The 15,745-nt window shown below is 71.3% G+C and carries 9 protein-coding genes; 7 read left to right on the top strand and 2 right to left on the bottom strand.

All coding sequences use genetic code 11. The features are described from left to right. Positions 1-12: 12 nt before the first annotated feature. Positions 13-1,803: an RNA polymerase sigma factor gene (locus ACZ4IF_RS40490; protein ID WP_467572966.1), complete on the bottom strand. Its 1,791-nt coding sequence runs from the start codon at positions 1,801-1,803 to the stop codon at positions 13-15. 189 nt (positions 1,804-1,992) lie between these two features. Here ACZ4IF_RS40490 and ACZ4IF_RS40485 point away from each other — a divergent pair, with 189 nt between their 5' ends. Further along, positions 1,993-2,439 (top strand): hypothetical protein, encoded by a 447-nt coding sequence (locus tag ACZ4IF_RS40485; RefSeq protein ID WP_467572963.1) that lies wholly within the window; start codon positions 1,993-1,995, stop codon positions 2,437-2,439. A 203-nt stretch (positions 2,440-2,642) separates the two neighbouring features. Here ACZ4IF_RS40485 and ACZ4IF_RS40480 read toward each other — a convergent pair whose 3' ends face one another. Beyond that, positions 2,643-5,396, bottom strand: a complete 2,754-nt coding sequence (locus tag ACZ4IF_RS40480; RefSeq protein WP_467572959.1) for a hypothetical protein — start codon at positions 5,394-5,396, stop codon at positions 2,643-2,645. A gap of 308 nt (positions 5,397-5,704) precedes the next feature. On the opposite strand from ACZ4IF_RS40480, the gene ACZ4IF_RS40475 reads away from it, so the two are divergent. From ACZ4IF_RS40475 to ACZ4IF_RS40450, 6 genes are all read left to right on the top strand, one after another. Continuing rightward, the gene (locus tag ACZ4IF_RS40475) at positions 5,705-6,028 is read left to right on the top strand and encodes a CU044_2847 family protein (RefSeq protein ID WP_467572955.1); all 324 of its coding nucleotides are present in this window, start codon (positions 5,705-5,707) and stop codon (positions 6,026-6,028) included. Next, entirely contained in the window at positions 6,025-10,074 is a 4,050-nt protein-coding gene (locus tag ACZ4IF_RS40470; RefSeq protein ID WP_467572952.1) for a trypsin-like peptidase domain-containing protein, read from the top strand. The genes ACZ4IF_RS40475 and ACZ4IF_RS40470 overlap by 4 nt, the downstream gene beginning before the upstream one ends. Positions 10,075-10,252: 178 nt before the next feature. Beyond that, the gene (locus tag ACZ4IF_RS40465; RefSeq protein WP_467572950.1) at positions 10,253-10,987 is read left to right on the top strand and encodes a GntR family transcriptional regulator; all 735 of its coding nucleotides are present in this window, start codon (positions 10,253-10,255) and stop codon (positions 10,985-10,987) included. A 111-nt stretch (positions 10,988-11,098) separates the two neighbouring features. Beyond that, positions 11,099-12,754: an allantoin permease gene (locus tag ACZ4IF_RS40460; protein ID WP_467572948.1), complete on the top strand. Its 1,656-nt coding sequence runs from the start codon at positions 11,099-11,101 to the stop codon at positions 12,752-12,754. Between the two features lie 231 nt (positions 12,755-12,985). Then, positions 12,986-14,917 (top strand): heparinase II/III domain-containing protein, encoded by a 1,932-nt coding sequence (locus tag ACZ4IF_RS40455; protein WP_467572946.1) that lies wholly within the window; start codon positions 12,986-12,988, stop codon positions 14,915-14,917. Between the two features lie 170 nt (positions 14,918-15,087). Beyond that, complete coding sequence (locus ACZ4IF_RS40450; protein ID WP_359496698.1) at positions 15,088-15,267, top strand: DUF6480 family protein; 180 nt, start codon at positions 15,088-15,090, stop codon at positions 15,265-15,267. Positions 15,268-15,745 lie beyond the last annotated feature (478 nt).

Here is a 15,745-nt window from a genome sequence, read left to right as displayed (position 1 = left end):
ACTTGAGCCGGGCTAGCGCTGTCCGCCCCACTGCGGGCTCGGTGCCTGCGGGTCGGTGGCGGTGATCGGCTTGCCGTCGGCCCAGCCCCCGTAGGTGAGGGTGAAGGTGTCGACGGGCTTTTCACCGGTGTAGCCGTGGGCGCGCGTGACAGGGATGTCGAGGGTGAAGGACTTCGGCAGACGGCGGGAGTCGGTGGTCAGGACGAAGGTGGCCGTCCGGGTCGGAGAGGTCTTGAGGTACGGCCGGTAGAACGCTCCTACGCTCGGATCGGCGGCCAGGTCCTTCAGGGCGGTGGTGCCTCGCAGTTCGTGCCCGCCGCCCCGAACGCTCTTGTCCTTGAACCCGGATGCCTTCGTGATGAGCGCCGCCAAGTCCGCGGGCTGGGCGAGCCATTGGGCCTCCAGGGCATTGCGCACGGAGATGTCGGTGGCGGCCGGGGTGGCGGAGACGATCTTGGTGGTTCCGTAGGCGTCGGCACCCGTGGCACCCGGTGTGTTGTCGGGGGTGACGTAGGCCCGCTCACCGATCAGCACGATGTCCGGAGGATTCCAGGGGTGGCCCTCGCCGTAGTCGTACAGCACATGTGTCGCGGCTCTGACCGGTTTCCGGCTCATGTCGAGGCGGCCCTGCCCGACGAAGAAGTCCGGGTCGCCGGGCGGCCGGGCGTTGATGTCGAAGGCCACCAGCTTCTGGTCGAGCATCGCGGAGACGACGGAGGACGCGGCCGCGGACCGCGGGTCCGCGCCGGCCTGCGGGTCCGTGCCCGCGGTGACGGACCTGATCGCCAGCACGGCGAGGACGGCGGCCGCACCGAGGGCCGCGCTCGTCCGGACGACCCGTCTCCTGATCGTCCTGCCCTTCCCCGGTGGCCGGCCGTCGGGAGGCCCGGGTGGTGACGAGGGCGGCTGGGGTGAGCGGGCGGGTGCGTCGGCGGCGTACGCGACTTCCTGGAGGGCGAGTTCGACGCGCTCGCGGAGGGCGGCGCCGAGGACGACCGGGATGGCGACCGGCGCGGCCTGCCAGATGAGTCGCTGCTGAGTGGTGCGGCAGACGGTGCAGTTGCCGCAGGTCCGGCAGGTGCTGTAGTGCTCGACCACGCGCTCGGCGAGTGCCGCGGTGTAGCCGGGGCCGTGCTGCCGCTCGTGGTCCGCCAGCAGTTCACGCAGTGCGGCGCAGCGGGTGCCGCCCTCGCGGACGAGCAGCAGGATGTGGAACCGGTTCGCCACCAACTTGTCGAGTCTCGTGCACTGTTTGCTGACGGCGTTGGGGTCCTGACCCTTTCGCGCGGCGATCTCCCGTCCCGTCAGCCCGCCGAGGTTCCGCAGCCGGTAGAGGTCCCGCTGCTCGTCGTCGAGGCTCTTGAACACCGTCTCCAGCATCCGGTGGACCTGTTCGAGGCGGACGAGGTCGTGGCCCGCCTCGATGACACGCTCACGCTCCTTCAGTTCCTCGACGGTGCCGCCGGACAGGCCGGGGCGCTCCTTGCGGCCCCGCGACCAGAACTTCAGCACACGGCGCCTGGCGACCTCGATCAACCAGGCCTCCAGCCTGTACGGCGGGCCGAGTGACGTGTGCTGGTCGAAGTAGCGGAAGGCGTCGACGAACGTGTCCTGGACGATGTCGAGGGCGTCGTCGGCGTCCACCCGCCCGGCGACGAAGCTCAGCACGGCGGGTCGATGGCGCGCGGCGATCACGGCATAGACATCGGCCCGTGCGACCAGGGCGGGGCCCTGCTCCAGAAGCCGGAGGAGTCCCTCGTCCGGCTCGTCGGCAAGTGCGCGGAAGGAGACCGGCCCAGTCATCGCTGCCTCCCTGAGCTGCGGCCATCGGCAGCCGGAGAAGTTCTCGAAAAATCTTGGCGGGGAGCCGGGAAAAATCCGCCGGACCCGGCCTGACCCTCCGTACGGCCCCGAGCCCGAGGAGGCACCCATGATCCGTACAGGTGGGCGTTCCACGCCCTGCCGTCCCGTCGAGGCCCGCGGGTGGTCGCGATGAACGCTTTCTCTCCAGCGCTAGCGGCGGCCAATGGCACGTCTCTCGCGGAGCTGAGTGCCTCGTACGGATGGCGCGGTCTCCTGCTCGCCGCCTTCGTCATGGCGGTGGTCCGGCTCGGCGGGCACATCGTGGGTGCGTTGTCCGCGCGGGCGCTCGCTCCCTCGCAGCGGCAGTTGCGCTGGCTGCTCAAGCACGGCCACGTCGCCGGGCAGTTGACGGCCCAGCAGGCGGTCGAGCTGACGCAGGCGACGCACGCGTGGGAGATGCAGGTCCGGCAGGCGGCCCCGTCGAACGTGCAGCCGCCGACGCCTCTGGATTCCGGCACGGCGACACCGGACACGGCCGTGCCCGAGGCGACACCCGGTGCCGACGACGGTCCCACCGTCCCCCGAGTTGAAGCCGCAGACCTGCTCTCCCGCAGTGCCGACACAGCGGGCCCCTGACAGCAGTCGTCCCCCGCGCCCATGCCCCTCCCCCGCCGTCACGGTGCGCCCGTCCAGCACTTCATGCTAGGGAGGATCACCTCATACCAGGGCCACTTCGGCGAATCGCCCGCCCTCGTCGGCGGGCAAGGACGGGCCTGGGCTAAGTCCGCGACCGCCTCGTCTTCGCGTGCCCGGGCGTCGCCTGACCGGACAAGGGCAGGTCAGCCCGCGGGACCACCGAATAGGGATCCATCTCCTCCTCCGTTGGCCCCGTTGGCCCCGCCGGAGCCATTGACACCGGTCGGGTCGTCGGAAGGGCTTGCGGTGTCCGATGGGGTCGTCTGCCCCGCGCCTCCGGACAGCAGACCCCCGATCGAGTCGTTCGATCCGTTGGATCCGCCGGACGTCGTGTTCGTCGCCGAGGACCTGCCGGCCGACGGGGTCGGCGTCGTCGTCGGCGAGTGTGTGACGTTGCGTGCGAGGACGAAGCTCGTCCGTACCTCGTCGGCCCCGGACAAGGAGGCTTCCGCGAGGTAGGTGGTGTAGGGAGCCGCGGTGCCCTCTTCGCAGTCCTTTCCGGTGGCTCGGCGGTTCCAGTGGAAGTCGACGGTGACGGGCCGGGTGCGGGAGAGCTGGAGCCAGCGGGGACCCGAGTGTCCGTCGGCGCAGGCGGACGACGTCCAGATCACGACGCCCTGATCCGCCGAGGTGAACGTCAGAAGTGCGCCTGCGCGGCCGACGTTCACCCGGCAGGGCACCCCCTCCGCGTCTCCGGCGGCCTCCACCGTCAAGGTCAGGTGTGGGTTCCGGCCGGTGTAGGTGTTGTGCTCGGAGACCAGTCGCAGGGAGTACACAGAACGCGCGCAGGCAGGCAGTTTCATGATCGGGCCGGTGTTGACGGGCTGGTCGCCGATGTCGGCGACGGTGTCCCTGGCCGGCCGGGGCGGCAGGCTGGGGGTCGTCTTCGCCCTGGGCGACACGCCGGCCCCGGGTGATTCACGCCCGGCCACGAGCGGGGTGTCCCGGCCCCAGGACCACCACACCAGGGCGGGCAGACCCACGAACAGCGCGACGGCCGCGGCCACCAGCAGCGCGACCCTCGCGACGCGGTTCGGGCCCCAGCGCGGATTCGCCGTGAACGGCGAGTTCGCGAGGCGGCCGCTCCGGCGCTGCTCGGGGCGGCTTCGTGCGGGGGGTGCCGCTGGTTCCGCTCGGCTTGCGGTCCGAGTGTCGCGCCGGGTACGGGCCGTCGCCTCCTCGGCGGGATTCCTCCTGCCCGCCGAAGGCCTTCCGCCGCCCTGCGGGCCAGGGCGGCGGACCTGTTCACCTCGGTCGCCGCTCGGCGCACCCGGACCGCCGACCTGTCCACCTCGGTCGCCGCCCTGCGGACGGGAGTCGCCGGCCTGTCCATCTCGGCCGCCGCCCTGCGGACGGGAGTCGCCGGCCTGTCCATCTCGGCCGCCGCCCTGCGCACCCGGACCGCCGACCTGTCCACCTCGGTCGCCGCCCTGCGGACGGGAGTCGCCGGCCTGTCCATCTCGGCCGCCGCCCTGCGGGCCACGGCGGCGGACCTGTCCACCTTGATCGCCGCCACCCCGCGCACCCGGGCCGCCGTCCGGTCCGGGTGGGGTCTGCGCCCCCGCGCCGGCACCCGTGGCGGAGGCCGTCGTGCCGCCCTGAGCAGGGGGTGCGGCATCGGCCTCGGGGACCGGGGACGGCGATTCGGGCGCCGCGACGATCAACGCGAGCCCCCCGAGGTCCTGATCGGCCCGCATCGCGGCCAGTGCCTGCGACAGGACGTCCTGGGCATCGGCCTCCACCGCCCGTTCCCTCATCGTCTGCACCAGTTCCGCATCCGCGCGCACCACGCGCTGCTGGACGTCGCGCAACTCCGTTCGGGCCTGGCGCAGTTCTCCTTCCAGGTGGGCGATCGCGTCCATGGCCTGCGCGTGGTGGAGTTCCGCGTCGTGCAGGGCATGCTGCGAGGCGGCCGCCTCGGCCAGCCGGCGGGCTTCGCTCGCGGCTGCCTCCTGTCGCGCCTCGGCGGCCTCGGCCCGGCTGCGGTCGGCCTGGTCCTGTGCCCGGGATGCGGTGCGGCGGGCGGACCGGCGTTCGTGCTCCAGGTCCTCGCAAGCGTTCTGGGCGTCCTGCACGGCCCGGGCGAGGCCCTCCTCTGCCCGGGACAGACGTTCCAGCAGGAGAGCCTGACGTTCCTGCCACTCCTCACGGTCCGCGGCGGATTCCTCTTGCACGGCCACGGCCTGCTCACGCAGACGCTCATAGGCGTCCTTGAGCCGGTCGAGGCGGTCCACGGCCGCTTCCCAATGGAGCCCGGTCCGCTGTTCCTCCGCTCGGGCGCCTTCAGCGGAGCGGGTGCCGGTCTCAAGTTCCTTGTGCGCGGCCGCGAGAGCACGGTGCACACCGAGGAGTTTCAGACTGGCACGGGTGAGGCCGAGCAGAGCCCGGCCCTGCTCGGCCTCCAGTACGTTCACCTGCCGGCGCAGTACCTCCGCTTCCGCGCGGGCGGCGTCGCGTTCGTCGATGACGTCGTAGGCCTCCGCGACATCGGGACGGCGGCTGCGCAGAGCCGGCCGGTACAGCCGCCACAGACTCTCGACCGATTCCCGGCTCGGCTGCGGGCCGCGGTCCCCGAGCAGCTGGAGCAGATCGAGCACCACGTCCCGGGTGGGGACCAGCCGTCCGGACACCATCCGCCGCACCGACATCTCGTCGCGCCCCGAACGCACACTCTGCAAGCGGTCCGCGGCCGCCCTTCCCAACCTCCGCTGTCTCTCCCGCAGTCCGGGGGCGCGTGCCGTCAGCCAGGCGGCGACCTGTGCGAGCGTCAGCGGTTCGTCGCCGCTCAGCAACGGCACCATCACGGTGCCGCGGAAAGCCCTCACCCAGCTGTCGACCGACGGCGTCAGACCACTGCTGACCGGCTCCAACGGCTCCCCCGGACCTGCCACGTTCATTCCCCCTGGACCTTCCAACCGGGTCGTGTCACGCACCCGTCCCGCAGTCCGGACGGCTGGTCACCGATCCCCTGATACCGGACGCAGGAGCCCACCATGCCCTTTCCACCTCATACTCCGCAGGCCAATGCCCCAGTCGGGCCCGCCCCGCGGGTCGCCGAGGTCCTGCCCGGTTCCGGGACAAGTCGCGGACGGGCCTGGGCATTTGACGGCACCGGCAGCACGCGGGAGATCACTGAACACGGCACGACCAGGACACTCACCGACTAGGCTGGCGACGTCCGTTGGAGCGACAACCGGGGGCTGACGTGGCGCAGGCCGTGGCGTACGAGTTGGACGATTCCACTGTGGTGCGATTCGAGCTGGAGCCGTCGGAGGAATGGCGCCAGGTCGGTTCGGACGACGTGGTGGCCCGGGTGCGGGACGCGGTCCGCCCGGCCGTGGACGCGGCGCGTACGGTGCTGGAGCGGGTGACCGAGCTGAAGCCGGGCGAGGTCGAGGTGAAGTTCGGCGTCAAGGTCTCCGGCACGGCGAACTGGATCGTGGCGAAGGCCGCGACCGACGCCCACTTCGAGATCACCCTCACCTGGACACCCACCCGAGCGACGGGCGAGGGTTCGACCGCTGCATGACCGAGTCTCCGGCCGGCGATGTGCGTCCGGCCTCCGACGAGTGGATCGTGGCCGTACACGTGGGCGGCATGGACCGTTCGCCGTCCGGCACGGGTGTACTCGTCGACTCCCGGCGGGTGCTGACATGTGCTCATGTCGTCTGTACCAAGGGCGTGCCGGTACCGGAGGTGTGGGCGGCCTTCCCGATGGCCGACGAACTGGAACGGCGCCATGTGCGCGTGCAGGAGATCATCGTCCCCGCGCCCGCCGCGCAGGAGGTGCACGATGTGGCCGTCCTCGTCCTGGAGGACGAGGTTCCCGCCGGCATCGCGGCACCGCTGCGAGACCCGCGCGGCAGCGCCCTGCTGACCGAGCCGTGGTGGGCGTTCGGCTTTCCCGACGGCGCCTTGGGCAATTCCGCCGACGGCCGCGTGGGCGAGAAGATCGGCTACGGCTGGGTGCGGCTCGACACCGCCTCCCAGTACCCCGTCCTGCCCGGCTTCAGCGGAGCTCCCGTCTGGTCGCCCGGATTCCAGGCCGTCGTAGGCATCGTCGGCCAGGCCGAGTCCCGTACGGGCAATGCGCGGGCCCTTACCCTGTGGGAGGCCGGGCGCGCCCTGCCCGGCCAGAAGCTGGACGAGCTGACCGCGTGGACGACGAAGGCCGCCGGTGAGGCGGCGGCCAACGCGTGGGGCTGGTCGCTGACCGGTGACGTCGAGGCCGGCCGGCACTGGCGGCCGCGAGCCCGCGGAGTGAGCACGGACGCCGAACCCGGCTACCGCTTCAGCGGGCGCACCGCCGCCCTCTCCCGCATCGTCGAATGGCTCACCTCACCGGTGGCCGCACGCAAGGCACTGGTCGTCACGGGACAGCCCGGCGCCGGCAAGTCGGCCGTCCTGGGCCGCATCGTCACCACCGCCGACGCGGAGATCGCCGCTCTCCTGCCCAGCCACGACACCGCCGTACGCGCCCCGCTCGGCTCCATCGCCTGCGCGGTCCACGTGAAGGGCAAGACTGCCCTGGACGTCGCCCACGAGATCGCCCGGGCCGCATCGGCAGCGCTGCCCGACACCCCGCACGACCTCGATCGCCACCTGCGCGACGCGCTGACCGAACACGAGCGACACGACTTCGACATCGTCATCGACGCCCTCGACGAAGCGATCACCCCCTCGCACGTCCGGCAGATCGTCCGCGACATCGTCCTGCCCCTGGTGGAGAACTGCGCGGATCTCGGCGTACGTGTCGTCGTGGGCAGCCGCCGCCGCGACGACGAGGGCGACATCCTTCCCGCCTTCTCCCGCGCCGCCGACGTCGTCGACCTGGACACCCCCGCGTTCTTCGACGCGGACGACCTCGCCGCCTACGCGCTGGTCACGCTTCAGCTGCGCGGGAACGAGCGTCCCGACAACCCGTACAACGACGACGACGTCGCCCTGCCGCTCGCCCGAGCCGTCGCCGAGCGTGCGCGCAGCAACTTCCTCATCGCCGGCCTCACCGCCCGGACCCACGGGATGCACGACCAGTCCCCCGCTCGCCCCGCCGACCTCGCCGCCCGGGCCGTCCCCAGCGTCGAGAGCGCGCTCCACGACTATCTGCGCCCCCTGCCACCCGTCGGCGCCATCTCGGCGACCGACCTGCTCACCGCTCTCGCCTATGCCGAAGCCCCCGGTCTGACGCCGCTTCTGTGGCGCACGGCGGTCACCGCCCTGACGGGCTCCTCACCGACCGAACAGGACCTGGTCGGCTTCGCCCGTACCGCCGCCGCGAATTTCCTCATCGAGACGAGCAACTCCGCTTCTCACGAGGGCACTTACCGGCTCTTCCACCAAGCGCTCAATGACACCTTGCTCGCGGCGCGGGCCAGGCACCGGGACACCGCAGCGGACGAGAACGCCCTCACGCACGCGTTCCTCGCTCTCGGCCGTGAGCTCACCTGGGCCAACGCACCCGCCTACCTCTTGCGCGCGCTGCCCGGCCACGCACTGCGCGGTGGCGCCACCGATGTCCTCCTCGCCGAGGACACCTACCCCCTGTACGCCGACCTCCGCCGCCTCATCCCCGCTGCCGCGTACGCCATGACCCCCCAAGGCCGAGGAAGGGCACGGCTGCTGCGGCTGACGCCCCGCGCCATCGCCGCCGCGCCCGAGGAACGCATCGCCTTCCTCAGCGTCACCGAAGCACAGGAGGAACTCGGCGCCACCTACACCTCGATGCCGGAGCCGGCTCCGTACCGGGCCGCCTGGGCGGCGGTGGCTCCGGAGACCGTCGAAGTGGCACTCGCGGGTCACGGCAACGTCATCACGGCGCTGGCCGCACTCGACCTGGGCGGGAAGGTTCATCTCGTCTCCGCCGGGAACGACGCCACGGTCCGGATCTGGGATCCCATCACCGGTGAGGAGATCCGTCAGCTCACCGGCCACGAGGACGGCATCGACGCCGCGTGCGTCGTCCCCCTCGGCCATCGTGAGCTGCTCGCCGTCGCCAGCCGCGACAGGGTCGTCGTCTGGGACCCGACCACCGGCAGGGAGGTGCACCGACTCGCCGGTCGCGACAACCTGATCGAGGCGATGTGCACCATCACCCTCGGCGGTCGCCCCCACCTGGCCGCCGGCGGCTACGGAGGAACCGTCCACGTCTGGGATCCCACCACCGGCGAAGAGACGCACCGGCGCTCCGACGACGACATGGTCCAGGCGATGTGTGCCATCACCCTCGACGACCGACCCCACCTCGCCACGTGCGGCTTCGACGGCGTCGTCCACATCTGGGACCCCGCGACCGGTGAGGAGAACCACCACCAGGTCACCGGCGACGAAACGATCGAAGCCATGTGCACCATCACTCTCGACGACCGGCCCCTCCTCGCCGTCGCCGGCGGGGACAGTGTGCGCATCTGGGACCCCGCCACCGGCGAGGAGACCCACCAGCTCACCGGCCACAGTGCCCAGGTCCAGGCGGTGTGCACCATCACGCTGAACGACCGCACCTACCTCGCCACCGCCAGCGCGGACACCACCGTCCGTCTCTGGGACCCCGTCAGCGGCGAACAGGCGGGCCATCTGGCCAGCCACGCCTACGGGGTTCAGGCGGCCTGCGTTCTGGTCGTCGACGACCGCACCCTTCTCGCCACCGGCGGCTACGACAACACCGTCCGGATCTGGGACCCCGCCGGACGGACCACGCAGCGGCCGGTGAACCCGATCGCCGGTGTACAGGCACTGGACCTCGTGGAAGAGCAGGACCTCCTCGTCTCCGTCGGCGAGGACAACACGGTGCGCATCCTGGACCCCGGCTCCGGGGCGGAGATCCGTCAGCTCGCCCCTCACGGCGGCGAGGTACGGGCGATGAGCACCTTCGCCCTCGACAGCGCTCCACGCCTCGCCACCGCCGACGCGAGCCGTGTCCGGATCTGGGATCCCATCACGGGGGAAGCGGCCGATGAACTCGTCGGCGACGACACGATCGAGGCCATGTGCACGATCACCCTGGACGGCCGGCCTCACCTCGCCGTCGCCGCCGCGGGCAGCATCCGTGTGTGGGAACCCGTCACCGGCGAGGAGGTCCACCACGTCTCGGGCAACAGCCATCCGGTCCTGGCGATGTGCCCCCTCGTCCTCGACGGCCGACCTCACCTGGCCACGGCCTGCGCGGACAGCGTCCGCGTCTGGGACCTGGAGACCGGCGAAGAGACCCAGCACCTCACCGGCCACACCGCGCAGATCCAGGCGATATGCGCCGTCACCCTCGACGACCGTCCCCTGCTCGCCTCCGGCGGCTACGACAACAGCGTCCACATCTGGGACCCGGCGACCGGCGACGTGATCCACCGACTCGCCGGGCACACCGACTGGATCCGCGCGGTCAGTACGTTCACCCTCGACGGCCGCTTGTTCCTCGCCACGGCAGGTGACGACGCCACGGTTCGCGTCTGGGACCCCCGCGCAGGTGTGCAAGCTGCGGTGATCCCGGTCCGTCACCCGGTGACCGCCCTGAAGCACGCGGGCGAGCTGCTCGTCATCGGCTTCGCCACCCGCGGCATCATGGGTCTGGCCGTCACCCTGTGATGCCGACCACCGACGGGAACGCGGCCTCAACTCGTCGTCGAAGGCCCGTCGGCGCGGCACGGATGCGCTCGGCCCGGTCCGAGACCGTTCCCTCGCGCCATTGGGTGAGATCTTGGAAACCGGTGGCTCACGATGGGATGAACTCCCCGGAAACACATGGTTCCTAGCGTGTCCGCTCATGGATTCGAAGCTGTATACGCGGCCGGACACGATGCCGGATCCGGCTGCGGCGTCCGCGTCGTCGCTGCGCGAGACGGTCTACGCGAAGCTGCGCGCGGCCGTGCTCGACGGGGAGTTCGGGCGTCGCGAGCGGCTGGTGGAGATGCGGCTGGCCGAGCGGTACGGGGTGTCGCGGACCCCCGTGCGGGAGGCGCTGGCACGGCTGCTGTCCGACGGGCTGATCGAGCGCGGCGACGGCGGCTTCTTCGTCACGATCCCCAACCTCACCCAGTTGAAGGACTTCTACGAGCTTCGGATCACTCTTGAACTGCGCGGTATCACGCGCGCGTTGGAGGACCCGTCCGTACGGCACGATCCTGCGGTCGTAAGGGCCGAGTTGGACCGCTGGTACGCCATGCGCGAGCAGCCGCCGACGCCGGACCCGCGCTTCGTCGTCCAGGACGAGCGCTTCCACGCCGAACTCTCCCGCGCCTCGGGCAACCCGGCCCTCACGGACGCGGTCGTCGCGGTGAGCGAGCGGATCCGCCGCGTGCGGATGTACGACTTCCTCACCGAGGACCGCGTCGGGACGACCATCTCCGAGCACATCGAGATCATGGAGTGCGTCCGTGACGGACGGCTCGACGAGGGCTACCGGGCGTTGCACGCCCACGTCGGCAACTCGATGGCCGTGGTGCTGGAACGCGCCCGGCGCGCCATGACGCAGATGGCCCTGCACTCCGACCGTCCCTGAGTCTCGGGGTTCACGATCCCCCCTCGACTCCCCGGCTGCCGACGACGTCACCCGGGGGTGCCCCACCGCTCGTCCCCCACTCAGCACCACCGCACCCCCGAAGGGCTGACCATGAGCACTACCGAGTCACGTGTACCGGCCACCGAGCCGGGCTCCCCGACGGACCAGGCGACCAAGGAGACCCTGGAGGACTACACCCTCCGCTTCGCGCCCCGCAGTTACCGCCGCTGGACCCCCATGGTCGTGGCGACGACCGCGCTCGGCGGCATCGCCTACATGGCCGACTTCTCCATCGGTGCCGGCATCGGCCTGACGCACGGCACCGGCAACGCGCTCGTGGCCATCGCCGTCGCCGCCGTGGTCATCTTCGTCACCGGCTTCCCGCTGGCGTACTACGGCGCCCGCTACAACATCGATCTGGACCTCATCACCCGCGGCTCCGGATTCGGCTACTACGGCTCGGTCCTGACCGGCGTCATCTTCGCCAGCTTCACCTTCATCTTCTTCGCCCTCGAAGGTTCGATCATGGCCCAGGGCCTCAAGCTGGGCCTCGGACTGCCGCTCTGGCTGGGCTACCTGGTCTCCACGCTGATGGTGATCCCGCTGGTGATCTACGGGATGAAGGCGCTCAGCAAGCTCCAGGTGTGGACGACGCCGATCTGGCTGCTGCTGATGGTGGGCCCGCTGGTGTACCTCGTCTCCACCGACCCCGGTACGGTCGACCGATTCCTCGCCTACACGGGCACCGACGGCGACGGCGGCGTCGACACCGCCTCCGTACTGCTCGGCGCGGGCGTCTGTCTCTCCCTCATCGCGCAGATCGGCGAGCAGATCGACTACCTGCGCTTCATGCCGCCCAAGACCGATGCCAACAAGCGCACTTGGTGGACGGCCGTGGTCATGGCCGGGCCCGGCTGGGTGGTGCTCGGCGCGCTGAAGCAGGCCATCGGCGTCTTCCTCGCCGTCTACATCCTCGCCGAGGTCGGCCCCGCGGCGGCGACCGAGCCGATCCAGCAGTTCCGCGGCGCCTTCGACGCGATGATGCCGTCCTGGCTGGTCGTGCCGCTGGCGGTGGTCCTCGTCGTGATCAGCCAGATCAAGATCAACGTGACGAACGCGTACTCCGGTTCGCTCGCGTGGACGAACTCGTTCACCCGCGTCACCAGGCGCTACCCCGGCCGCATGGTCTTCGTCCTGGTCAACCTCGGTTTCGCGCTCGCTCTGATGGAAGCCGACATGTTCAGCTTCCTCAACAGCATCCTGGGCTTCTACTCGAACTGCGCGATCGCCTGGGTCGTCACCGTCGCGACCGACATCGGTGTCAACAAGTACCTGCTGGAACTCTCCCCGCGCACACCCGAGTTCCGCCGCGGGATGCTGTACGCCGTCAACCCGGTGGGGGTCGTCGCCTTCGTCGCCGCCTCCGGTCTCTCCATCGCCCTGTACTTCCACGCCCTGGGAGACACGCTCCAGCCCTACTCCCCTGTCGCCGCCGCCGTCATCGCGTTCGTCCTCACCCCGCTGATGGCGATCGCCACCAAGGGCAGGTACTACCTCCGCCGCACCGACGACGGCATCTCCGAGCCGCTGCTCGACGCGGAGGGCAACCCCAGCGCGACGACGTACGACTGCCACGTCTGCCACCAGCCCTACGAGCGCCCCGATCTGACCGCCTGTCACACACACGACGCGATGGTCTGCTCACTGTGCCTGAGTACCGACAAGGTCGGGGACCACGTGCTGCCGGCAGAGCCGTCGGCCGCCTGAAGCCCCTGGCCGGGCGGCGAGAACCCGCGACGCCGCCCGGCCCCGGTGTCGGCGGAGCCGGTCACCGGACTTGTGCTGTTGCCCCGGCCGGCCCTGCCATGGTGGGCGTCGACCTACGGCGGGCGGCCCTCGATGATGGACGACAGCACTCATGGTCCCTTCCGAAGGACTCCAGCCTCCGGCCCCGGCCGGTCGCACCCCCGTCCCCGAGGCGCCCGCAAGGAGCCGTCGATGTCTCACCCCGTGCCGCGTCCGGACCGAGTCCCCGAACGGCTCCGCGACCTGCTGTCGGGTGCGGAGTGGGCTGCCGCCGCACCCCGTCCCGGCGCCTGGCGGCCACTGCCGGCCGCGGGTGACCGGGTGTTCTGGGATGCGGCGCCGGCCGCCGCCCGCGAGGCGCTCGCCGTGGCCGTCGACGCGGCGCTCTCCCGGCCCTGGACCGTCCTGCCCGCCACCGGCTTTCTCGCCTACCGGCGCACCGGGGACCGGCAGGCCTTCGAACAGATCTACTTCGCCCGCCGCACCCGCCTCGCCGCCGCCGCGGTGGCCGCTGCCCTGCACGGGCCGCGGCCCGGCCTGCTCGACGAGGTGGTCGACGGAGTGTGGCTCCTGTGCGACGAGGCGGGCTGGTGCCTGCCCGCGCACGAGCAGAGCGGTGACGAGCACGGCCCGCTGCCCGACCCCGGACGGCCCACCCTCGACCTCTTCGCCGCGGAGACCGGCGGCCTGCTCACCTGGCTGGACGTCCTCCTCGGCGACGCGCTCGACACGCACGCCCCGCTGGTCAGGGAACGGCTTAGGCGCACCGTACGCGAACGTGTCGTCGCCCCCTTCCTCGACCGGGACGACTGGTGGTGGCTCGGGCTGCACGGCGAGTTCCTCAACAACTGGACCACCTGGATCGTCTCCCACGTCCTGCCCTGCGCCTACGTGTGCGCCACCGACACGGCGACGACGGCGGCGGCCACCGAACGGGCGGTCGGCGTCCTGGACCGCTATCTGGACTGCTGCCCGCCCGACGGCGCCTGCGACGAGGGAATCGCCTACTGGCGGCGCTCCGCGGCCTCCCTCTTCGAGTCCCTGGAAACCCTCTCCGGCGCCTGCGCACCCGCCCTCGGAGGCAGCGCCCCCGACGTGTTCTCCCTGCCACTCGTCCGCGCCCTGGCCCGCTACCCGCTGGCCACGCACATCGCGGGTGACCGCTACGTCAACTTCGCCGACGGACCGGCCCGGCAGCCCGCCACCGACGCCGCACTCCTGCACCGCTACGGCCGCCGCACCGGCGACGCCGACCTGCAGCGGCACGCGGTCGCCATGCGTGAGGGCGGCGACCTGCTGCGCTTCGACAGCAGCCCCGACATGTCGCTGCACCGGGTGCTCGCCGAGCTGGCCGACAGCCACTGGCATGCGGCAGCGGACAACGGTTTCCCGCTTCCCGCGCACACCGTGCTCCCCGGTGTCCAGGTCGTCACCGCCCGTCAGCGCGCCGGCAGCACCGACGGCTTCCACCTCGCCGCCAAGGGCGGGCACAACGGCGAACCGCACAACCACAACGACGTGGGCACCTTCATCGCAGCGCTCGACGGCGACCCGTTGCTGGTCGACGCGGGCGTGGAGACGTACTCTCGGGCCACGTTCGGCCCGGAGCGCTACACCATCTGGACGATGCGCAGCTCCTGGCACAACGCCCCCGAGATCGACGGCCACGAACAGCAGCCCGGACGTGAGCACGCCGCCCGTGACGTCGAGGTGTACGCCGACGAGCACACCGCCGGCCTCTCCCTGGACCTCGCCGCCGCCTGGCACGAAGCGGTGCCCGTACGCAGCTGGCGGCGCGCCGTCCGGCTCGACCGGCGCACCGAGCAGATCACCGTCGACGACACCTGGGACCTGGAGCGCCCGGCCCGCGAAGTGGTCCTCAACCTGATGACCCCGCGCGCCGTGACCGAGGTGCCCGGCGGCCTCCTGATCGGCGACGGACCGGTTCGCGCACGGCTCGACTTCGGCGGTACGGCGTTCGCGGTGGGGCTCGTCGAACGGCTGCTGGAGGACGCGCGCATGACCCTGTCGTGGGGGCCCGTGCTGCGCCGTATCCGCCTGACCCACCCATGTCCCGGCAGCGCCGGCGCCGTCCGGCTGACCCTGAGCCGGCACTCCGGCTGACCTGCTGGGCGAGGACCTACGCTGTCGAGGACGCTGCGGGTGCATCCAGTGAGGCAGAATGGGGAAAAAGTAGGTGAAAGGGGCCGTCAGCGAGCCCGACCGGCGAGTGACCGCACCGGCCGCCGGGCCGACGCTCGGGGCCCGCGTACCCCTCGATGAAGGGAGCGGACATGACCCACCCACTGACTCCCCCAGGTGAAACACCTCCCGTGGAGGGTTCGATCGCCGAGGCACATCAGGAACGGCCGGACGGTGACGTCTGGGACCACCCGTACTTCTGGCTCGGCCTGATCGTTCTCGGATCCGTGATCGTCGCCGGCTACTTCGTGATGCGCATCCTCGATCTGTAGGTCCGTGTCGCAGGTCCACATCTGCGGATCTTCGGAGCTGGTACTCACCCGCAGGGCGTTCGTCCCGGCGCCGAACCGGTCGCCGCCGGTCGGATCAGGCCCGTCACGGTCACGGTGACACGTGCCGGGGCGGGCTCCGCGAGAACGAGCGGCTGATCCGGCACGAGCCCGCCGGTACCCCGCGGCCGGTCGTGGCCGCCGCGCGCAGAGTCCGTGCGGCGGCCACTTCCATGATCCACAATTCCTCGGCCGCCTCGCACCGCCATCGACATGCTGTCGACGTACCAGGGCATGCGGAATCCGAGAATTCCGGGGAAACGGCGTCACGGACACCGTCCGGCCGGGTCCATCGGAGTGAGAACGGTTCACGAACTCGCGGAGAGGGCCTGGTCATGACCACGCAGACGACACCGGGCGCCACGCAGGCCGACAGCCCCCAGAACGTGCGGCGGACCACCGGGACGCACACGGGCGGCGT

This window comes from Streptomyces sp. NPDC025784 (assembly GCF_055558435.1).
This window is presented reverse-complemented; position numbering and strand designations above follow the sequence as displayed.